This window comes from Pseudomonas sp. Q2-TVG4-2 (genome assembly GCF_013620795.1).
Lineage (GTDB): Bacteria > Pseudomonadota > Gammaproteobacteria > Pseudomonadales > Pseudomonadaceae > Stutzerimonas.
Genome location: NZ_LGLW01000003.1, coordinates 94,622 through 114,943, shown reverse-complemented (window position 1 = coordinate 114,943; position 20,322 = coordinate 94,622). Strand labels below are relative to the sequence as shown.

16 protein-coding genes are annotated in these 20,322 nt (G+C 61.5%); 9 read left to right on the top strand and 7 right to left on the bottom strand.

The features are described 5' to 3' along the window. The first annotated feature begins 181 nt into the window (after positions 1-181). Positions 182-1,267 (top strand): spermidine/putrescine ABC transporter substrate-binding protein, encoded by a 1,086-nt coding sequence (locus H3028_RS06885; RefSeq protein WP_181296306.1) that lies wholly within the window; start codon positions 182-184, stop codon positions 1,265-1,267. Beyond that, positions 1,254-3,617: a bifunctional diguanylate cyclase/phosphodiesterase gene (locus H3028_RS06880; RefSeq protein ID WP_181296305.1), complete on the top strand. Its 2,364-nt coding sequence runs from the start codon at positions 1,254-1,256 to the stop codon at positions 3,615-3,617. Before H3028_RS06885 ends, H3028_RS06880 begins: the two co-directional genes overlap by 14 nt. A 16-nt stretch (positions 3,618-3,633) precedes the next feature. Here the strand turns inward: H3028_RS06880 and H3028_RS06875 are convergent, their stop codons facing one another. The 3 genes from H3028_RS06875 to H3028_RS06865 all read right to left on the bottom strand — a co-directional run bounded on the left by H3028_RS06875 (position 3,634) and on the right by H3028_RS06865 (position 7,273). Further along, on the bottom strand, positions 3,634-4,308 hold the full coding sequence (locus H3028_RS06875; protein ID WP_181296304.1) for a DUF1028 domain-containing protein: 675 nt from the start codon (positions 4,306-4,308) through the stop codon (positions 3,634-3,636). A 90-nt stretch (positions 4,309-4,398) separates the two neighbouring features. Then, positions 4,399-5,793, bottom strand: a complete 1,395-nt coding sequence (locus tag H3028_RS06870) for a sigma-54 dependent transcriptional regulator (protein ID WP_219919987.1) — start codon at positions 5,791-5,793, stop codon at positions 4,399-4,401. Continuing rightward, positions 5,786-7,273 carry an ATP-binding protein gene (locus H3028_RS06865; RefSeq protein ID WP_181296302.1) on the bottom strand — a complete coding sequence of 496 codons (1,488 nt, stop codon included), beginning with the start codon at positions 7,271-7,273 and terminating at the stop codon, positions 5,786-5,788. Before H3028_RS06865 ends, H3028_RS06870 begins: the two co-directional genes overlap by 8 nt. Positions 7,274-7,422: 149 nt before the next feature. Between H3028_RS06865 and H3028_RS06860 the strand changes: the two genes are divergently transcribed. Further along, positions 7,423-7,815 (top strand): DUF4168 domain-containing protein, encoded by a 393-nt coding sequence (locus H3028_RS06860; RefSeq protein WP_181296301.1) that lies wholly within the window; start codon positions 7,423-7,425, stop codon positions 7,813-7,815. A 313-nt stretch (positions 7,816-8,128) separates the two neighbouring features. On the opposite strand, the gene H3028_RS06855 is transcribed toward H3028_RS06860, so the two are convergent. The 4 genes from H3028_RS06855 to hmpA form a co-directional block, all read right to left on the bottom strand. Then, complete coding sequence (locus H3028_RS06855; RefSeq protein ID WP_181296300.1) at positions 8,129-8,587, bottom strand: DUF1456 family protein; 459 nt, start codon at positions 8,585-8,587, stop codon at positions 8,129-8,131. Between the two features lie 136 nt (positions 8,588-8,723). Next, positions 8,724-9,023: a c-type cytochrome gene (locus tag H3028_RS06850; protein ID WP_375154397.1), complete on the bottom strand. Its 300-nt coding sequence runs from the start codon at positions 9,021-9,023 to the stop codon at positions 8,724-8,726. A 114-nt stretch (positions 9,024-9,137) separates the two neighbouring features. After that, positions 9,138-10,406 carry a sorbosone dehydrogenase family protein gene (locus H3028_RS06845; RefSeq protein ID WP_181296298.1) on the bottom strand — a complete coding sequence of 423 codons (1,269 nt, stop codon included), beginning with the start codon at positions 10,404-10,406 and terminating at the stop codon, positions 9,138-9,140. Positions 10,407-10,601: 195 nt separating this feature from the next. Beyond that, complete coding sequence (hmpA, locus tag H3028_RS06840; RefSeq protein WP_181296297.1) at positions 10,602-11,783, bottom strand: NO-inducible flavohemoprotein; 1,182 nt, start codon at positions 11,781-11,783, stop codon at positions 10,602-10,604. Positions 11,784-12,119: 336 nt separating this feature from the next. Between hmpA and norR the strand changes: the two genes are divergently transcribed. The 6 genes from norR to H3028_RS06810 all read left to right on the top strand — a co-directional run bounded on the left by norR (position 12,120) and on the right by H3028_RS06810 (position 20,268). Further along, positions 12,120-13,667, top strand: a complete 1,548-nt coding sequence (gene norR / locus H3028_RS06835) for a nitric oxide reductase transcriptional regulator NorR (RefSeq protein WP_181296296.1) — start codon at positions 12,120-12,122, stop codon at positions 13,665-13,667. 196 nt (positions 13,668-13,863) lie between these two features. Further along, a complete protein-coding gene (locus H3028_RS06830) occupies positions 13,864-14,595 on the top strand; it encodes a carbonic anhydrase (RefSeq protein ID WP_181296295.1) in 732 nt (243 codons plus the stop codon). A 198-nt stretch (positions 14,596-14,793) separates the two neighbouring features. Next, complete coding sequence (locus H3028_RS06825) at positions 14,794-16,425, top strand: NAD(P)/FAD-dependent oxidoreductase (RefSeq protein WP_181296294.1); 1,632 nt, start codon at positions 14,794-14,796, stop codon at positions 16,423-16,425. 822 nt (positions 16,426-17,247) lie between these two features. Then, complete coding sequence (dctP, locus tag H3028_RS06820; RefSeq protein ID WP_181296293.1) at positions 17,248-18,318, top strand: TRAP transporter substrate-binding protein DctP; 1,071 nt, start codon at positions 17,248-17,250, stop codon at positions 18,316-18,318. A gap of 64 nt (positions 18,319-18,382) precedes the next feature. Continuing rightward, positions 18,383-18,946, top strand: a complete 564-nt coding sequence (locus H3028_RS06815; protein ID WP_181296292.1) for a TRAP transporter small permease subunit — start codon at positions 18,383-18,385, stop codon at positions 18,944-18,946. Between the two features lie 2 nt (positions 18,947-18,948). Beyond that, a complete protein-coding gene (locus H3028_RS06810) occupies positions 18,949-20,268 on the top strand; it encodes a TRAP transporter large permease subunit (RefSeq protein ID WP_181296291.1) in 1,320 nt (439 codons plus the stop codon). Positions 20,269-20,322 lie beyond the last annotated feature (54 nt).

Sequence of the window (20,322 nt, the reverse complement as noted above, 5' to 3'; positions counted from 1 at the left end):
TGACGCCATTAAAGTGCCACTACCGCAGGCCGATAATCCGGCTGATCCCCGCAATGACGTTCGAAGCCGAGCCGACGCGACGGAACATCCGGAAGGCAGGCAGTACGCACATGCGTAATCGCTACGCCTAGCCGAACTCAGCGAGCCGACCAAGGCAGTGCCATAGCGGATGGAGCAACGGATGAATGACAACAACCCGGAGTCGCCTGCGTGGCGCCTGTGCGGCGCCGTTCTGGTCGCCGCCAGTCTGCTGTTTCCCTCGGGCCTGGTGCGCGCAACGGAAACGCTGACACTGCTGAACTGGGAAGAGTATCTCAGCGAAGCGGTAATCGAGCGCTGGCAGGCCGAAACCGGCGTCGCCCTTCAGCAGATCTATTTCGATAGCGGCGACAAGCGCGACGAGATTCTTGCCAAGCCGGATCACCGGATCGACTTGGTCGTGGCCGGGCGAATCAGCTCCGACCGGTTTGGCTCGCGCAGCCTGCTCGAGCTTATCAGCGATGCTGAACTGCCGAAGCTGCGCAACGTCTCGCAACGCTGGCGCGACAGTTGCGGTGCTTACAGCGTCCCTTACCTGTGGGGCACGCTGGGCATCGTCTATCGGACCGACCGTATCGCCGAAGCCCCGCAGTCCTGGGCTGCATTGCTGCAACCGACCAAGCGCGACGAACCGCACATCATCATGATGGAAGACCACGAAGACATCCTCGCCGCCCCGCTGATCTACCAGCAGCGTTCGATCAATACGTCCGATAACGACGAGCTCAGGGCCGCCTTCGAACTGCTTCAGGCGCAGTCCGACGCCGTGCTGACTTACGAATACGCGATCACCTCGCTGAGAAGCCAGCGCCACATCGACCAGGCCGACATGGCACTGGCCTATAGCGGCGACCAGCAAGTGCTCAACGAAGTCGAGGGTATCGAGGGCGAGCCGTGGCGCTATGTGGTACCTAAGGAGGGCACGCTGCTCTGGGTCGACTGCCTGTCGATCCCGGCTAATAGCCCGAACAAGGCACTGGCTTACCGTTTCCTGAACTTTATCAGCGACCCCGAGATCGCCGCACTGAACGCGGCCGAGCTGGGCGTCGCAACACCCAACGCCGCCGCTCGAGCGTTGCTGCCTGACGCGATCCGGCAGAATCCGAGCATCTATCCGCCAGACGAGGTGCTGGAGCGCAGTCAGGTCTTCGAGACGCGGCCAATGGAAGCCACGCAGACGCGGCGACGCATCATCAGCGCACTGATTAACGCCCATGACGCTCGGTAAACGCGCGCTGCTGGTGATTTTCCCGGTCATCCTGATCATTCAGCTGGTGGCCGCGTCCACCGCCTACCTGACCCAGCGGGCCGCGCTGCTGGGTCTCGAACAGGCACGCCTGGCGCAACAGCTATCGGTATTGAAGTCTGCCTACATGGACTACGAGGCGTTCAGCCGCAGCGTGCTCTACTCGATCATCGACAGCGAGGCGCTGTTGCTGTTTCTGCGCGAGTCGAACACTGCCTACCGCAACGAAACGCTGGGCCTGCGCATTCAGCAAAGCATCCGCTCGCTGTCCACCAGCGGGCTGCCGTTCGTCTCCTTCGCGATCGTCCAGCCTGACGGCGAGGTGGCCTACTACTTCGAAAGCAGCCTGTCGCCATTCGCCACCATCAATGCCCGGCAGCAGCAAGCGGTCCGTGATGCCAGGCAGGCGGTCGACACGGGTGAGATCAGCTACCTGACCGATACCAACAATGGGCCGTTGCTGCTGGACACCGATTTCATCCTGCCGGCCTCAGGCAGCCAGCCGTTGCCAAGCCAGCGGGCCGAGGCCTTCGCCGTGCAACTGGCGGTACGGCCGGAACGCTTCGTCGCACTGAAGGAGCGCCTCGAACGGGAATATGGCGCGACGGTCGAAATCGCCCCGACATTGCCACCGGTTGCAACCGGCCTATCGGCCGATATCGAGCTGTCGAGCGCACTGCAAGCGCGACTGACACCGGCACCCGGCTATATCGCCAGCCGTCTGCAGACCCTGAGTGTGGCGTTTCTCACCGGCGGCTCGCTGGTCTGTCTGATCACCATCGGCCTGTTGCTGGTGCTGATCCGCCGCTACGTCACCGACCCGATCAGCCAGCTCGACAGCCAGCTCACCGATCTGCTGCTGTGCAAGCGTGACGCCCTCGACCAGCCCGGCGATGGCGGGGAGATCGGTCGCCTGACGTTAAACATGAAGACGCTTCACGAACGCAACACCGCCGCCCTACAACATATTCAGGAGATTTCCTGGACCGACGGCCTGACCCATATCAGCAACCGGTCCCACTTCGGCATGCTGGCCAGCGCGATGTACGAGCGATGCGTGCGGGACGGTCAGCAACTGACGCTACTGTTTCTCGATCTGGACAATTTCAAGCAGGTCAACGATCAGCATGGTCACGATGCTGGCGATGCGCTGCTGCGGATCTTCGCCAAACGCGTACAAGGCGTGCTAGAGCAGTATCGGCAGGCCCATCCTGATACCGAAACAGCCTTCGCACGGCTATACGGTGACGAATTCGCCATCTTGTTGTTGGCTGATGCCGACCGCGACACCTCGCCGGCGCTCACCGACGCCGTGCTTGATCTATGCCAGGGCGGTTTCCGCCAGGAAGACCGCATGTACCCGGTCAGCGTCAGCATCGGAATCGCCCGCTACCCTGCCGACGCCGATTCCATCACCCAGTTGCTGACCCGTGCCGACACGGCGATGTATCAGGCCAAGGCCGAAGGCAAGAACGTCGCGGTGGCCTTCTCTGCGGAGCTGGAGCAACGTAACCAGCGCATCCGCCTGATCGAGGAGCAGCTGCGCCTGCTCGACGGGGACGATCAGCTCCGCCTGGTTTACATGCCGGAGGTGGACCGCGAGGGCCGCGTGGTCAGCTGCGAGGTGCTGCTGCGCTGGCATTCGCCACTGCTAGGCACGGTATCGCCGGGGGAATTCATCCCCATCGCCGAGCGCGCCGGGCTGTTTCCCAAGATCGACAGCTGGGTGATCAATCATGCGTTGGCGAACTATCCAGAGCTGGTCCGGCTGTTCGGCGAGCACGTGATCCTGGCGATCAACGTGTCGTCCGCGCAACTGACCGATGACCGCCTCTGCAATTATCTGATCGAGCGCGCCGCACATCATGGCATCTGCACCAGCCGCATCGAGATCGAACTCACCGAGACCCACGCCGCCGAACTGAACAGCAACACCATGGAGGTTGTTCGCGCGATTCGCATGGCCGGCTTCCGCGTGGCCATCGATGATTTCGGCGTCGGCTACACCTCGATCCAACAGCTGCTTGAATATCCGGCCGACACCATCAAGCTGGACATGGCCATCATTGAACGCCTGACCCGCGCCGACATGCAGGAAAGCCTGACGGCGATCGTCGCGTTCTGCCAGGCGCAGGGCAAGCGGGTCAGTGCAGAGGGCGTGGATACCCTGGAAAAGCAAGCAGCGCTGTTACAGGCAGGCTGCGACCTCTTCCAGGGCTATCTGATTTCACCGCCGCGCTCGGCGGCCGCATTGGCCGAATGGGTGGCGATCCGCAATCGCTCGACCGAGCTGCGCCTCGAGCCGTTGCATGCACATACCAGCTCCGCGTAGAGCTGAGCGCAGGCATTCAGACCGGCTCTTCTTCGGCGGCACCGGCAGGATTGTCCCGGGTCGGCATGCGCAGCATCTCGGGTAATACCTGGCGCTCGAACACCGCGTGCAGCCGGCGCAATTCGGTCAGCGGGTCGGGGTGATGATCGACGCGAATGTCCCACAGCGGGTAATCCTCGCGGTCGACCACATAAATAGTTGCCGACGACTCGCCATGCCGGTCGCCACCGAGGCTATCGCCAGCGGCGAGCGCCTCCATCAGACGCTCCACCAACGGCAGGAACCGTGTGCAGTTGAGCGCATCGACCACCGCTTCGAGCACGTCGCGGCCAGTCAGCCGGTTGCCTTGCACGCAGAACTGGTCACCGCTGATGGATCCGGACCAAGGCAGGCACTGGTCACCAGTCCAGCAGGCCACCCGCCCCTGATTATCGACAACCGCCAGCTGGCGTTGCGACATGCAGGGATCGGTCGGCTTGAGGCGCTCGATCACCTCGCGCGCATCGAACCCCTTTCGCAGAAGATCAAGCCCGTCGATGCCGAGATAGGGATTGATCCGCGCCTGGGTTGCCACCGCACCGACGCCTGCGGCCGCATGGGTCAGCAGCTTGCCGACGGCGGGCATGGCCGTCGCGGCGGCAACGCCCAACTGACCGGTTCGCGGGCATCTTGCAACGATCGAGAATGTCATGCCACACCCCACTCAAGGCCTTTCAACCTTGGGCCGCGACCACGCGCAGATCGTTCCGCTTGGGGTCTGCCGGTTGGAGCGATATGCGACTCAGGTATCATCCTGTTCCTGCTCGCCCAGCCGGCGGTACAGCGTGCGCCGGCCGATGCCAAGCAGCGCGGCCGCGCGTCGCTTGTTGCCCTCGACCCGCTCTAGCACATGGCGGATGTAGCGCATCTCCAGCTCATCCAGGGTGGGCAGCAAGGGGCCATCGATCATCAATCCAAGCAGGTCGTCGGCACGGGCTTGGGGCGTGGTTTCCTGATAACTGGCGATGCGCGTCGGCAGATGCTCCAGCTCAATGCTACGGCCGTGGCAGAAGGTTACTGCGCGTTCCATGGCATTCTGCAATTCCCGCACGTTGCCGGGGAAGGGATAACGCCGCAGCTGCTCCAGCGCCGTGCGCGACAGCCCGCGCACCGGGCGGCCGTCGCGGGCGGCGAAATGCGCGACGAAACCGGCGGCGAGCAGCTCGCGGTCCTCCTCCCGGTCACGCAGGGGCGGCACCTGCAAAATGAAGGTCTCCAGGCGGAAGAACAGGTCCTCGCGAAACGACTCGCGGCCGGCCGCGGTTTCCAGCGGGCGGTTGCTGGCGGCAATGATGCGCACATCAACGCTCAGCTCGCGCTCGCCGCCCACCGGGCGGATGGTGCCTTCCTGCAGCACGCGCAGCAGCTTGGCCTGCAGCGGCAACGGCATTTCGCCGATCTCATCGAGAAACAGGGTGCCGCCATCGGCTTGCTGGAAGAGCCCCTTGTGGCTGCGACTCGCACCGGTGAAGGCACCGACGGCATGGCCAAAGAATTCGCTTTCCAGCAGTTCGGCCGGCAGCCCGGCACAGTTGATGGCCAGAAACGGCCGCTGCGCCCGGTCGCTCTCGGCGTGTATGGCGCGGGCGACCAGTTCCTTGCCGGTGCCGCTTTCGCCGATCACCAGCACCGGCCCGGCGGCGCGGGCCAGCTGACGGATCTGGTCGAACAACTCACGCATCACCCGACTGCGGCCGAGCATGCCATGGAAGCGGTCATCGCTGAGCAGTTGCTGAAAGCGTCGCACCTCGTCGCGCAGCCGGCGCGTTTCCAACGCGCGCGACACGGCTAGGCCGAGGTGTTCTAGGTCCAGCGGTTTGGTGAGAAACTCGTCGGCGCCTTCCTTCAGCGCCGCCACGGCCTGCTGAATGCTGCCGAACGCGGTGATCACCAGAAAAGCCGGCGCGGCCTGCATCGCCTTGACCCGTCGCAGCAGCGCCATGCCATCGGCGCCCGGCAGGCGCAGGTCGCTGACCACCAAATCCGGCTCCCAGCTTTCCAGCAGCGGTACGGCGTCCTCGGCGCTCGCCACGGCATGCACCTGCAGCGCACGGTCTTCCAACTCCTCGACCAGCAGCTGGCGCAGGCTGTCGTCATCTTCGACGATCAATACCCGTTGTGGAGCGGTGTCATCCATCTGCATCTATGTCGTCCTCGTTGGCGAGCGCCAGGGAAATACGAAACGCCGCGCCACCCAGCGAGCTCTCGACCAGCTCGAGACGACCGCCGCACTCGGCCACCACCCCATGTGCCACGGCCAGCCCCAGGCCGCTGCCCTTGCCCACCGGTTTGGTGGTAAAGAACGGTTCGAACAGGGCGGTGCGGTGCTGCTCGGCCACGCCCGGGCCATCGTCTTCAACCTGAAACATCAGGCAGTCGGCGTCCTGCCACCAGCGCAGCGCCACCAGGCCGCCTGGACTGGCCTGGGCGGCGTTGCGCAGTAGATTGGTCAAGGCCTGTTCGAAGCGCGGCGGATCCACTTGGCAATACAGAGCAGTCGCCGGTGCCTCGAGCCTAAGTTCGACTTTCAGCGAGGCCAGCTCGTCGGCCACCGCCGCAGCCGCGGAATGCGCCAGCACGTCGGCCGGCATGCGCCGTGGCGGGCGTCCGGCAGCGCGACCGAAGTCCAGCAACTGGCGAACGATCTCGCTCAGTCGCTGCACCTGGCTGCGGATCTGCAGCAACCCCTTGCGCGGGCCGTCCTCCAGCGTCTCGCTGCGCAAGACGCGCTGGGCCTTGCCGTCGATGACGCTGAGCGGGCTGCCCAATTCGTGTGCCACCCCGGCAGCCAGGCGGCCAACCGCAGCCAGTTGCTGGGTGCGCCGTAATCGGCCTTCAAGCGCCGCCTCGCGCGCCTTCTGCTCGGCCATGCGCTGCTCGGCATCGGCGATACTGTCGAGCATCTGGTTCAATGCCCGACCGAGCACGGCGATTTCCTGCGGACCGCTGTGCGGTGCGCGGTGCTGACGATTGCCTGCGGCGACCCGCGCCATGCTTTGCGTCAGCTCCTGCAGATGGCGGCCGATCGCCGACCAATGGCCGAGCAAAACGATGCAGACCGCCGCCAGCGCCAGCACTGCGGCGCAGATGCCGGCGATCAACCGCAGACGCCGAGTGTCACGCTCGAAGTCGTTCCAGCGGCGGGTGACCTGCAGCAGGCCGTTGATACGCCCGCCACTCTGTTCGAGCGGCAGGAAATAGGAATAGACCTCGCGCCCACGAATGCGCTGATAACCGCCCCGGCGTTTGCCATCGGCGGTCAATTCTTGAATCGAGGACTGATCCTGATCCGGCTCGATGGCCCCGGCGAAGGCGACCAGCTCACCTTGATCGTCATAGAGATACGCGCCGTAGACGCGCCCGACACCGAGCACCGACTCCAGCACCTGTTGCGAGGTGCGATCATGCTGCTTTTCCAGGCTATCGCTGAGCGGCAGACGGACTGCCCGCGCCACCAGCTCAACTTCCTCCTGCAGACGCCGCTCGCTGTTGCGCTCGACCGTCCACAACAGCAGATAACTGAAGCCGAGCATGATCGCCACCAGCGGGATCACCACCTTCAACAAAAGCGCGCCGCGCAGGGTCGATGTTCGTTGCCAAACTGCTACATGTGCCATTCTGGCACGATACAGAGCCACCGCTCTGGGGTCGATGTGAACAGGACGGGCGGTTAAACCCCAGGGAATCAGGCACTTGGAGACACCCGCTCGGGATGGCACGGCTGATGCAAAGACCTTGGCGTCTTTCAACAGCAGGAATACCGAACATGACCAAGCTAAACGCTCGCCTCGTTTCCGCCAGCCTCACCGCCCTCCTCATGGCCGCTGGCGCCTCCCAAGTATTCGCGCAGCAGGCCAGCCAGGCGCCGGCCACGCAACCCGCACCGGCGATACAGGCAGCAGACATCAGCGACAAGAAGCTGGAGAAGTTTGCCGACTCGCTGGGCGAGATCATGGAGATTCGCGAGGACTTCACCGCCAAGCTGGAAAAGACCGGCGACCCGGCCGAGGCTCAGCAACTGCAGCAGCAAGCCAACGAAAAGATGATGAGCACCGTCGAAGACAACGACCTCAGCATCGAGGAGTACAACGCCATCAACCAGGCCGTACAGAACGATCCGCAACTGCGCGACAAGGTCATCGCGATGGTGCAGAACTAAGGACTCATCGATTCAAGAGTCCCGCCCCGGCGTAATGCCGGTCACTTAGGAGAGACGCCGCATTCTTATGCAGATTTCGGCGTTTTTCTGCGCTAAACGAACCCCGCAGCAGCCCCGTAGGAGCGAGCTTGCTCGCGAAGCTTGTTGCGTGGCTTGGATTGGATTGGATTGGATTGGATTGGATTGGATTGGCGAGCAAGCTTGCTCAGGCCGGGGCATATTGTCGCGGTGTTTTGCCAAGACAGCCTAAGTGACCCGCCTGGCGGGTCTTTGCTAGACCCGCGCAAAAAAGCTTCAGCGGCCCGCCACCCGATCACTTGCCGTGCAGCGCCAACCCCTTGAGAAAATTGCGCAGCAGCTGGTCGCCGCAGGCACGGTAGTTGCTGTGTCCGACCTTGCGGAACAGCGCACTGAGTTCCGGCTTGGACACCGGGAAGTCGGCCGCCTTGAGGATCGCGTGAATGTCGTCCTCCTTCAATTCGAAGGCCACACGCAGCTTCTTCAGCACCATGTTGTTGGTGACCGGTAGTTCGATCGGCGGTGTCGGCCGGCTCTCGTCCTTGCCGCGCTTGTAGATCACCAGGCCGTCGAGGAAATGCGCCATGATCCGGTCGCCACAGGGCTTGAACCCCTCCTCGTCTTCCTTCTTGAGGTAGGCCACCGCCTCGCTGTCGGGAATTTCGCAACCCGTAAGCCGGGTGATCTCGGCGATCTTGGCGTCGTCGACGTTGAGGATGTAGCGCAGGCTGCGCATCACATCGTTATTGAGCATGAAGTGTCCTTCTGGGTGAGCAGACGCCGCGACAGCGCCGGTCGCATTCAACGGGAGAGCCGGCACGCGCCAAGCCTCGATGGCGCGCGAGTATAAGGTGTAACCGCTCCGTTGGTGTAACCGCCAGCCCGCCGCGCTACTGGGGCAGCTCGACGCGGACCTTGATTGCCGAATACCAGGCCGCCACGTTGGCAATGTCGTCATCGCTCAGGCCTGCCGCGATCACTGACATCTGCGGGTGCTTGCGCTCTCCGCTGCGGAAGGCTTTGAGCTGGCGGGACAGATAGAGCTCGCCGTTGCCAGCCAGATTCGGCGCATCAGCGACTTTGCTCAGTCCATCGAGGCCATGGCAGGCCGCGCACATCTTTGCCTTGGTTTTCCCCGCACCGATATCCGCAGCTCTCACTTCTGTTGCGAACAGCAACGCCAGCAACATTAGCCAGGGTACCAGCAGCCCGCCACGACGATGTCTAGCCATACGAATCACTCCCAGGACTACGCCGCCTGGCTCGAATGAACGAGCCGGGCAGCCTCACAGAAAAAGCTGACGTCAGTTCGAATCGCCGTCATAGGAGATTCGGTAGATCGCTCCGGCAGTGTCGTCACTCACCAGCAGCGAGCCATCTTTCAACTGCGCCACATCGACGATGCGGCCGAAGTACTCGCCGGTGTCCTCGTTCAGCCAGCCTTCGGCGAACGGCACCGTGTCGCCGGATGGCGCCGAGCCGTCTGCAGCGAACGGAGTGAACATCACCCGTGCACCGACCGGTTCGGTGCGGTTCCAGCTGCCACGTTGCGCGCTGAACAGGCCACCGCGGTATTCCTCGGGAAACATTTTGCCGGTGTAGAACATCAGGCCCATGTCCGCCGCGTGCGCCACGGTCTCGACCACGGGGAAGGTCAAGCCCTCTGGCGGCGTCTCCTCGGCGTACTCAGTGGTGCGTATCTGACCGCCGCCATACCAGGGCATGCCGAATTGCATGCCGGCCTTCGGCGCATGGTTGATTTCACCCGGCGGGATGTCGTCGCCCATGCCATCCACCTGATTGTCGGTGAACCACAGCTCCTTGGTGGTCGGGTTGTAGGTGATGCCCACCGAGTTGCGTATGCCGGTGGCATAGACCTCGCGCTTGCTGCCGTCACGCTCCATGCGCACGATGCCGCCGATGCCGTGCTGGTTGTACAACTCGATTTTATCTTTCGGCGGCACGTTATGCGGCTGGCCTAAAGAGACGGTGAGCTTGTTGTCCGGCCCAACGGCGCACACCCGCGCGCCATGGTTGTAGCTCTCCTCGTCGGTAGGGATCAGCTCGCCGGTAGGTACCACGATATCGGCGGCGACATCCGGCCCTTCAAAAAAGAACTCCGCGGCGGGGAAAACCAACAGCCGGTTGTGCTCGACGACGAAGAGGAAGCCATCCGGACTGAAACAGGGCGCTGGCTGGGTGAAGGAAATCGCCGGGGCGAAGCGTTTGACCTCGTCGGCGGTACGGTTTTTGGTGCGATCGGTGACGGTCCAGAGATCGGTCTTGCGCGTGCCGACGAAAACCACGCCGCTGGACGGCCCCACCGCCATGTGCCGCGCATCGGGCACCACCGCATAAAGCTCGATCTTGAAGCCATCCGGCAGCTTGATGCGTTCGAGGTTGCTGCGGATCGCATCGGCGATTTCGCCGTCCTGCGGCACGGTTTTCATGTCGAGGGACTGGCCGGTGGTCTTCATCGAGCGCATGCGCTCCAGCGCTTCATCGCTGGTGGGCGCGGCCAGCGCCAGCCCGGATATGCAGATCAGCAGGGCACTCAAGGGAGCATGTTTCATAGGGCACCAACCTCATCGAGGGTCGTCTCGCTGGACGATCATTATTGTTGTCGTGCTCAGCGTCTCCATGCCTCGGCAGTGGCAAACGTGCCGCTGCTTCAGGAAATACAAAAACCGAGAACTCTGTCACAGCGTAGCGCCAAACGAAGCGATTGCCAGAGCTGCGCGAACCGTTCGCGCAGCGGCGGGTGAAGGTCAAGCGTCCAGTGCACTGGCAGGGCCGAAGAACTCGTAGTGGCATTGCGCGCCCGGCACGCCCAGTTCATTGAGGTGCTTCTTCACCTGAGCCATGAAGGGTTTCGGTCCGAGGAAATAGGCGTCCAGGTCACGGTCATTGGGCAGCCACTGGGCCAAATGGTCCCGAGTGAGCAGGCCGGTCGCATCACCGTTATCCTGCGGGCGTGGTTCGCTATAGCAGAAGAAACGCTTCAGCGCCGGATGCGCGGCGACCTGCGCATCAACCCACTCTCGGAACGCCTGTACACCACCATGCCGGGCGCAGTGGATAAAGTAGATCGGGCGCCCGCTTTCCCGGGCGGCCTCCAGCATCGCCACAGCCGGGGTGATCCCAACACCTGCTGTGATCAGCGCCAATGGCCTGAACGAATTGCGCAGGACGAATTCACCAGCGGGAGCGAACAGCGCAATGCGGTCGCCGATCTGCACGTTGTCATGCAGATGGGTGGACACCCGACCGCCAGCCTCGCGCTTGACGCTGATGCGATAATCGACGCCATTGCCCCGCGCCGACAGGGAATAGTTACGACGCACCTGCTCACCATCCACCTCCAGGAGCAGGCAAATGTACTGTCCTGGCTGGTGGGCCAGTACCGGCCCGCCATCTTCTGGCTCGAAGTAGAACGAGATGATCTCTTCGCTTTCACGTACTTTGCGCGTCACTCTGAAATTCCGCGCGCCCCGCCAGCCGCCGGGTGCTTCAGCGTTGGCCGCGTACTGCTCTTCTTCGGCCTCGATCAGCACATTGGCGAGCATGCCGTATGCCTCGCCCCAGGCCGCAAGTATCTCGTCGGTTGCAATCTCCTCACCGAGCACCTCGCGGATAGCGCGCAGCAAACAGGTACCGACGATGGGGTAGTGTTCGGGCAGGATCTGCAGGGAGACGTGCTTGTTGACGACCTGCGCCACCAGCGGGCCGAGGGCCTCAAGCCGGTCGACATGTTTGGCATACATCAGAATGCCGTTGGCCAGGGCGTGCTGCTGCGCTCCGCTGGCTTGATGGGCCTGGTTGAATAGCGGCCGTACCTCTGGGTATTCGTTGAACATCAGCTTGTAGAAGTGCCGAGTCAGGGCTTCACCACCGGTTTCGAGCAGCGGAACAGTGGCTTTAATCAGAGTGCGTTGTTGAGCAGTCAGCATGGAGATTCTCCGTGGGGTCAGTGTGCTGTCGCAGGCGACTTTCGATGTGTAAGCCTCGTCGCCTGGCTGAAAAATTTGTTTAGAAGCTCGACGTTCACCCGCAGCGTTGGCCCTGGCCGGGCAGGCCGTTCGGCGTGCAACCGGGCGGAGCGTTCAGCGCCGTCTGTACTATGTGAGGCCTTGCATGTCGGACATGAGCAAAAGCTGCAGTTTTTCATCCAGATTTATTCCATTTTCCATGCCAACTTTAAAAACCATACAAATCAGCGTATTAAGTTTTAGAGTGTCAATATGACAAAACACATCAATAGTCTTTAAGACTTCAATCGAGTCAATATGACCAATCCTTTGTTGTTGGCGCTGATTCCGCTGGTTGCCGATCTGTCGCGTGAACTGCCAGACAAGGAGCGCTACCGGCGCCTGCTGCGCGCATTGCGCCAGCTGCTGCCTTGTGATGCGGTAGCGTTGCTCAAGCTTGAGGGCGATACGCTGGTTCCGCTCTGCGTCGAGGGGCTGAATCCGGATACCCTGGGACGCCGCTTCAAGGTTGACGACCATCCGCGCCTGCGCCAGCTCCTGCAGCACCAGGGGCCCACCCGCTTTGCCACCGATTGCGATCTACCCGACCCCTACGACGGTCTAATTGATGGTCATCATGGCCATCTGGAAATCCATGATTGCCTCGGTTGCCCGCTTTATGTGCAAGACAGACCCTGGGGACTGTTGACGCTCGACTCTCTCGATCCAGCCAGCTTTGGTAGCGTCGATCTGGATAGCCTGGACGCCTTCGCCAGCCTTGCCGCCGCAACGGTCATGGCCAGCGAACGGATCAGCCAGCTGACCCGCCGCGCCGAGGATCAGGAGCAGCTGGCCGAAGCCTACAAACTCGCCGCGGGTGGTCGCCGCCCGCGCGAACTTATCGGCCAGAGCGCCTGCCACAAGCGCTTGCTCCAGGAGGTACAGCTGGTCGGCGACAGTGAGCTGAGCGTACTCATCACCGGTGAGACCGGCGTCGGCAAGGAATTGGTCGCCGAGGCCATCCACCTGCATTCACCGCGCGCGCAGAAGCCGCTGATCAGCCTCAACTGCGCGGCATTGCCGGAGATGCTGGTGGAGAGCGAGCTGTTTGGTCATGTAAGGGGGGCGTTTTCCGGCGCGGTTGGCGAGCGCAGCGGCAAGTTCGAACTGGCCCATGGCGGCTCGATCTTTCTCGACGAGGTCGGTGAGCTGCCGCTTGCAGTTCAAGCCAAGTTGCTGCGCGTGTTGCAGAGTGGCCAGCTGCAACGGGTCGGTTCGGATCGCGAGCATCACGTCGATGTTCGCATCATTGCCGCGACCAACCGTGACCTGGCCGAGGAGGTACGTGCCGGCCGCTTCCGCGCGGACCTTTACCATCGCCTCAGTGTTTATCCGCTGCGGGTGCCACCATTGCGCGAGCGTGGCAGGGACGTGCTGCTATTGGCTGGTTACTTTCTCGAAGAGAATCGCGCCCGTTTGGGCCTACGCAGCCTGCGCTTGGCCGCCGATACGCAGAAGGCGCTGCTGGCCTATGCCTGGCCGGGCAACGTGCGTGAGCTTGAACACCTCATCGGACGCGCGGTGCTCAAGGCGCTTGCCGGACACCCTGAGCGCCCCCGCATCCTTACGGTGGAGCCACATGTTCTGGGCCTGGATGAGGAGTTAGCGGTGGAGGATCGGGCCGTGCCAGCCGCCAGCAAGGCCGGCAACGGCGTCAGCCTGAAAACCGCAGTGGACCGATACCAGAGCGAGGTGATCTGCGAGTCACTGAGGCGCCATGAAGGTAAATGGACCGATGTAGCCCGCGAGCTGGGTGTCGATCGCGCCAACCTGGCTCGTCTGGCCAAACGTCTGGGCATCCGCTGAAAGCGCTTCAGTAGTGCCCTGCCGGTTGCGACGCAGGGGCTGTTTCACGTCATACATGACCTTCTACAGATCCGCTTCACTGCAGACTCGGTTTGGGGCGGGCGAGTAATGCCTTGATTCGCATTGTCAGATTCAAATGGGCGCCCTTGACTGCTTCCGGGCTCGCCCGTTGCCATACATAGAGCTGGAGATCGTCATGAAGAGAGCGGCACTTAGCCTTGGTGTTTTGTTTGCTTGCGCTAATGCGTCGGCCGTTACGCCAGGTACTCACTGGGGTTATTCCGGAGAAGCGGGGCCGGAGAACTGGGCAAAGCTAACGCCGGAGTTCAGCGCCTGCGCGGGCAAGAACCAGGCACCGGTCGACCTCAGCGGTTTCGTCGAGGCCGAACTGACTCCGCTACAGCTCAGCTATGCGGCGGGCGCAAGCAAGGTCGTCAACCTCGGGCATACGGTGCAGGTGGTCTATGAGCCCGGCAGCCATCTGACGCTCGATGGCAAGGACTACGAGCTGCTGCAGTTCCACTTTCATATGCCCAGCGAAAATCTGATCAAAGGACAGTCCTACCCGTTGGAAGGGCATCTGGTACATGCGGACAAGGACGGTAACCTTGCGGTCCTCGCGCTGATGTTCAAGACCGGCGAGCACAACGCCGCGCTGGCTCGTTTGTGGGACAAACCGCCGACAGACGGCCAGACCCAGCAGATCGCGCCCGTGGCCAACGCCAGCGAACTGCTGCCCGATGATCTGGACTACTACCGTTTCAGCGGCTCGCTGACCACTCCACCCTGCACCGAAGGCGTGCGCTGGCTGGTCTTGAAGCAGCCTCTGGTCGCCTCCGAGAAGCAGATCAAAGCGCTGACAAAGGCGGTAGGCCACGCCAACAATCGCCCACCGCAGCCACTCAACTCCAGGGTCGTGCTTCAGTAACCAGGACCGCGTCATCCAGCGCCGTCGAAACGCAACGAGGCGGGAGCCTCCGGCTGTGCGCTCGAGCCTGAATGACAGGCTCAACCCGCGCAGCTACACTGCGCGCCTTCCTTCGACCTATCGATTCGCCGGCCCTTAGTGGCCGGCGAATCGAACGGCTGTCATCACCTCTGCCGGGGCCACCGGCCAGGACTCGTCATGATTCGCATCAATGAACTACAGTTGCCCCTCGACCATCCCGCCGAGGCCCTTCGCCAGGCCATCGTCGCGCGCCTGAAGGTCGGCGACGCCGAGCTGCTCGATTTCACTGTGTTCAAGCGCAGCTATGACGCGCGTAAGAAGAACAGCGAGATCACCTTCGTCTACATCCTCGATGTCAGCGTGGCGAATGAAGAGCAGGTGCTCGCGCGGCTGGCCGATGACCGCAACATCCGCGTCTCGCCGGACACCGGCTACTACCCGGTCGGCCAGGCGCCCGTGGGGCTGACTGAACGTCCGCTGGTGATCGGCTTCGGTCCGTGCGGCCTGTTCGCCGCGCTGACTCTGGCGCAGATGGGTTTCCGGCCGATTGTGCTGGAGCGCGGACGCGACGTGCGCAGCCGCACCAAGGACACCTGGGCGCTGTGGCGCAAGAAGGTGTTGAGCCCGGAATCCAACGTGCAGTTCGGCGAAGGCGGCGCCGGGCTGTTCTCCGATGGCAAGCTCTACAGCCAGATCAAGGACCCGAAGTTCTACGGCCGCAAGGTGATGCACGAGTTCATCCGTGCTGGCGCGCCGGAAGAGATCATGTTCGTCAGCAAGCCGCATATCGGCACCTTCCGCCTGACCGGCGTGGTCTCGACCATGCGCGAAGAGATCAAGGCGCTGGGCGGCGAAGTGCGTTTCGACAGCCGCGTCGTCGACTTCATCATCGAGGAAGGCCGCATCCAAGGCGTGCGCATGGGCAACGGCGAGGAAATCCGTAGCCGCTACGTCGTGCTCGCCCTCGGCCACAGTTCGCGCGATACCTTCCGCATGCTGCACGAGCGCGGCGTTCACATCGAAGCCAAGCCCTTTGCCGTGGGCTTTCGCATCGAGCACCCACAATCGCTGATCGACAACGCACGCCTGGGTAAGTACGCCGGGCATCCGGAACTGGGCGCTGCCGACTACAAACTGGTCTACCACGCCAAAAATGGCCGGGCGGTCTACAGCTTCTGCATGTGCCCGGGCGGCACCGTGGTGGCAGCCACCTCCGAGCCCAACCGCGTGGTCACCAACGGCATGAGCCAGTACTCGCGCAATGAGCGCAACGCCAACGCGGGCATCGTCGTCGGCATCAACCCGGACGAGGATTTCCCCGGCGGCCCGCTGGCCGGCGTCGAACTGCAGGAACGGCTGGAATCACGCGCTTTCGAGCTGGGCGGAAATGACTACTGCGCACCGGGGCAATTGGTGGGCGACTTCATCCGCGGTCGGGCTTCGAAAGAATTCGGCGAGGTCGAGCCGTCCTATAAGCCCGGCGTGCGTCTAGGTGACCTGGCTCCGTCGCTGCCCGACTACGTCATCGAGGCGATCCGCGAAGCGCTACCCGCCTTCGGCAAGCAGATCCGCGGGTTCGACCGCGCCGACGCGATCCTCACCGGCATCGAGACGCGCACTTCGTCACCGGTGCGGATCAAGCGCGACAACGAATCCCTGCAAAGCATCAATACCCGCGGACTGTATCCGGCAGGAGAAGGCGCCGGTTATGCCGGCGGGATTCTTTCGGCAGGCGTCGATGGAATCAAGGTGGCCGAAGCCGTGGCCATCGCCATACTGGCTGATCTAGCGGAGGGTTGTGAACACTGAACCGGCTGGCTCGGACACAAGAGCAAAGATCCCGGAGTCAACGTTCACTCTGCATCAGGACCGAACGGACACGCTGCGCCTGATAGCCCCTCGGCCTATAGCTTCGAATACCACTGGGCGCCCCCGCCAGGGCTTCGCCGTAGCCCGGCTGAACGCTATATAGGGCCCCGAAGCGGTTTTCGGAGTAAACATCTTCTCGACGCTGGCCGGGCCCAGGCGGGCCTCCCTGCATAGCGTTACACGTCACGCTCGGACATTGGCATTCGATACACCTGGCCGTTGAGCAGGCGCCTGAAGCTCTCGCTGTTGTGCGATCTTCTGCTGAAGCCGTTGGCCAGCAGCAAGCTATGGCGGACCCACCGATCCCATGTGCCCATCCTTGGGCTTTTCGTAGTTGCGTTCGTATTTTTGCTCGTCTGCAGGTGCCGCAATGACGAAGCCGAGGTCGATCAGATATTACTCTTCACATCACCGACGCCCCGCTTTGCGACGGCGACCTGGTGCTGCTGCGCATAATCGAGCGTGAGCTGAAACGGCACGGTCATCGTGCTTCGCGCTCCGGCTATGCAAGCAAACAAGGCGCTCAGCGTACGGCGCTACGCGCTGTTTTGATAAGAGCTGTCACAGGCGACCTGAGATATATTTGTTGTATACGCCTAGTTTTCATGCTATCCGTTAAATGTCGGTGATCGTCAATTGACGGTAATCAGCTCGAATCGCTAGCCGCGTATCCAGCCTTAAAGTCGACGCTGCCGACGAAGAAAACAACAATAACTCCCGAGCCGTGCCCCAGCGGCAAAGGGGCAAAAAAGGACGTGACCAATGAGAATTTTGAAGCCCTCGCTCAAGCGGTTAACTGCAATTGCAGCGGCAACCACCGTACTTTTCGCTTTTCAAGGCGCACACGCAGCCGAGCCGGAACACACCTTCAAAATGGCAACAGGCTGGTCCGGTGGGCCGTTGACCACGATTGGCGCTGAAGCGTTTGCCAAGAATCTTGACCAACTCACCGACGGCCGCATCAAAGTGCAGGTCTTTACCGGTGGAGCTCTAGGGAACGCCTTGAAGGTGTCCGAGACCGTGAAAAATGGCGTCGCGGAGATGGGGCACACCTGGATGGGTTATGACTGGGGGAAAGACTCCGCCACGGTTCTGTTTGCGGGTTACCCCGGTAGCCCTGATTCCGAGCGCATGTTGCACTGGCTCTATGAAGGCGGCGGCGTGGAGCTGCAACGCGAGTTCCGCGAAGAGAAATTCGGCGTTATCTCGTTTCCGCTGTTCATGAGGACCGCCGAGGTTTTCCTGCACTCGCGAAAGCCAGTACGCACCCTGGAAGACCTTAAAGGCCTGAAGCTGCGCACTGCCGGCGCCTGGCTTGAAATGGCCCAGAGCTTAGGCGCAGCTCCCGTGACTACCCCAGGTGGCGACGTGTATCCGATGCTCGAGCGCGGAGCGATTGACGCTACTGAGTGGGGGACCCCTTGGGAGAACGTTTCTCCCGGTTTCCACAAGGTTGCCAAGTACGTGATCATTCCTGGCGTACACCAGCCAGTGGCGCCCTTCGAGCTTGTGGTGAACCAGAAGGCATGGGCAAAACTCTCCGACAAAGATAAACAGGCTGTCGAAACCGCCGCGAAACTTACCACCCTCAATAGCTGGATGCGCATCGGTCAGGAAGACGCCAAAGCCTTGGAGCTATTTGAGGCAAACGGTAACGAGATAATCGAACTTGACCCCGAAGTGCAGTACAGAACGCAGGAAATCGCGAAGGAATGGGCCGAAAAGCAAGCTGCAAATAACGAATGGTTCGCCCGTGTCTACAAGCAGCAGGAAGAATTCAAGGCGCTATGGAAAGACGCTGATGCCTATCGCGACGTCAAGGTCCGCGAATAAGCAGCTCTAGGCCGCGGGCAGAGTCCGGCGGCCTTGCCATCAAAAAGAGCACGAGGATTCTTCCATGCGAGCCATTACGAACCTGATTGATCGAATCACCGGCATGACAGGGCTGGTTGGCGCCTGGGTAGTTGCGCCACTTATTATCTGCAGCTGTTACGAGGTAGTTGCGCGCTATGTATTCGGCTCCCCAACCATGTGGGCGTTCGAGCTCGGCTACATGCTTACCGGCGCTAACTTTCTGCTGGGCATGGCCTACGCACTTCGCGAGCATGCACACATTCGCATCGAAATTTTCTATCAGTTCTTCTCGCCGCGGATTCAGGCCTTAATAGATGTCCTGACTTATATAGTCATCGTCATTCCGATTTGTGCCTGGCTCTCTTTCGGACTGTATGAATACGCGCTTAACGCTTACCTGAGTAACGAAACCAGCGGAATGTCCGCATGGAATCCCCCGATATGGCCCTTCCGAGTGACCTTTGCCGTAGGTTTCCTAGCACTAATGCTGCAGGCTCTGGCGGAGCTGATCAGAGCTGCTCGGATTGTTTGCACCGGTATTACTCATGCGCCAGCTCGTGAAAATGAGATTCTAAACTACCCCGGTGAACAGGCGGAGGCACTCTAATCATGGCGCTGTTTCCTCTATATATGTTCCCGGTGCTCTTCGCGCTGTTACTCGTCGGTGTGCCAGTGGCTTTCGCCATGCTGTTCACGGCAACCGTCTTTGGCTATATGGTCTTTGATCAGGCGCTGATTCACCAATTCATCGAAAAAGTCAGCGACGTGGCTTCCAATTATGTACTTGCGGCGGTCACGCTTTTTGTTTTCATGGGCTGCATGCTAGAGCGAGCAGGCATCGCCAGACGTCTGTTCGAGGCCATGCACCTATGGACACGCCGCATTCCGGGCGGGCTGGCGTTGGGCACCATCCTGATGTGCATCGTTTTCGCGGCCTCGACCGGTGTCATCGGCGCTACGGAAGTAGTGGTCGGACTGCTGGCCGTACCCATCATGATGAAATACAAGTACGACAACGGGCTCATGGCCGGCACGATCTGCGCCGGTGGCAGTTTGGGAACAATGATCCCACCGTCCGTCGTTGTGGTCATCATGGGGCCGCTTGCAGATGTTTCGGTAGGCGACCTGCTGGTCGGCATGATCTTCCCAGGGCTAATACTGGGAGGGCTGTACATGCTCTACATCATCGTGCGCTGCATTATCCAGCCGTCGGCGGGCCCGGTGATTCGGGCTGGTGATGAGCCGGAGTTGCCACTGGGCGAAAAACTCAGGATTACAGCAGTGGCCCTGATGCCGCCGATGCTGATGGTTTTCGCGGTGCTCGGTTCCATCATGCTCGGCCTCGCTTCGCCCACTGAAGCTGCCGCCCTGGGCGCTGCAGGCTCAGTAGTGCTGACCGTGTTTTACGGAGAGTTCAGTCTGGGCGTGCTGCACGAGGCGTTGCTGAAGACATTGCGTATCACCGCCATGATCATGACCATTCTGTTGGCGGGCAGCATGCTTACGGGCATTTTTATCGGCTCCGGCGGCGTCGCCCTAACCCAGCAATTGGTCGATGCGTCCAATCTTGGACCTTGGGGTCTGCTTGCGGTAGTTCTACTACTGGCTTTCATTGCAGGCTCGTTCCTCGACTGGATATCGGTCGTGCTGATCATGATCCCCATGTTCACGCCGATCATGGTGAGCATGGGCTTCGACCCTGTCTGGTTCTGCATCCTGTTCCTCATCGTAATCCAGACCAGCTATCTCACGCCGCCCATGGCTCCAGCGATCTTCTATCTGCGAGGCATCACGCCGAAATCAGTAACCACAGTACAAATGTACAAGGGCGTTCTGCCTTTCATTGCCCTGCAGGTGGTGACGCTAGCTGTGGTGATGTATTTCCCAAATCTGGTGCTGTGGCTACCGAAACAATTACTCGGCTTCTGACGACTGAGCACACAGAACTACCGGCTGCGCAGCCCACGGCCCAGGCTCGGGTAG

What these genes read in the sequence shown, in the direction of transcription:
- H3028_RS06860 (WP_181296301.1), top strand. Translation starts at nt 7,423, where the DNA reads ATGACCAAGCTAAACGCTCGCCTCGTTTCCGCCAGCCTCACCGCCCTC.
- H3028_RS06865 (WP_181296302.1), bottom strand. Translation starts at nt 7,273, where the DNA reads ATGGCACATGTAGCAGTTTGGCAACGAACATCGACCCTGCGCGGCGCG.
- hmpA (WP_181296297.1), bottom strand. Translation starts at nt 11,783, where the DNA reads ATGCTGACTGCTCAACAACGCACTCTGATTAAAGCCACTGTTCCGCTG.
- H3028_RS06850 (WP_375154397.1), bottom strand. Translation starts at nt 9,023, where the DNA reads ATGTTGCTGGCGTTGCTGTTCGCAACAGAAGTGAGAGCTGCGGATATC.
- H3028_RS06810 (WP_181296291.1), top strand. Translation starts at nt 18,949, where the DNA reads ATGGCGCTGTTTCCTCTATATATGTTCCCGGTGCTCTTCGCGCTGTTA.
- H3028_RS06845 (WP_181296298.1), bottom strand. Translation starts at nt 10,406, where the DNA reads ATGAAACATGCTCCCTTGAGTGCCCTGCTGATCTGCATATCCGGGCTG.
- H3028_RS06885 (WP_181296306.1), top strand. Translation starts at nt 182, where the DNA reads ATGAATGACAACAACCCGGAGTCGCCTGCGTGGCGCCTGTGCGGCGCC.
- H3028_RS06870 (WP_219919987.1), bottom strand. Translation starts at nt 5,793, where the DNA reads ATGGATGACACCGCTCCACAACGGGTATTGATCGTCGAAGATGACGAC.
- H3028_RS06875 (WP_181296304.1), bottom strand. Translation starts at nt 4,308, where the DNA reads ATGACATTCTCGATCGTTGCAAGATGCCCGCGAACCGGTCAGTTGGGC.
- H3028_RS06855 (WP_181296300.1), bottom strand. Translation starts at nt 8,587, where the DNA reads ATGCTCAATAACGATGTGATGCGCAGCCTGCGCTACATCCTCAACGTC.
- H3028_RS06830 (WP_181296295.1), top strand. Translation starts at nt 13,864, where the DNA reads ATGAAGAGAGCGGCACTTAGCCTTGGTGTTTTGTTTGCTTGCGCTAAT.
- H3028_RS06880 (WP_181296305.1), top strand. Translation starts at nt 1,254, where the DNA reads ATGACGCTCGGTAAACGCGCGCTGCTGGTGATTTTCCCGGTCATCCTG.
- norR (WP_181296296.1), top strand. Translation starts at nt 12,120, where the DNA reads ATGACCAATCCTTTGTTGTTGGCGCTGATTCCGCTGGTTGCCGATCTG.
- H3028_RS06815 (WP_181296292.1), top strand. Translation starts at nt 18,383, where the DNA reads ATGCGAGCCATTACGAACCTGATTGATCGAATCACCGGCATGACAGGG.
- dctP (WP_181296293.1), top strand. Translation starts at nt 17,248, where the DNA reads ATGAGAATTTTGAAGCCCTCGCTCAAGCGGTTAACTGCAATTGCAGCG.
- H3028_RS06825 (WP_181296294.1), top strand. Translation starts at nt 14,794, where the DNA reads ATGATTCGCATCAATGAACTACAGTTGCCCCTCGACCATCCCGCCGAG.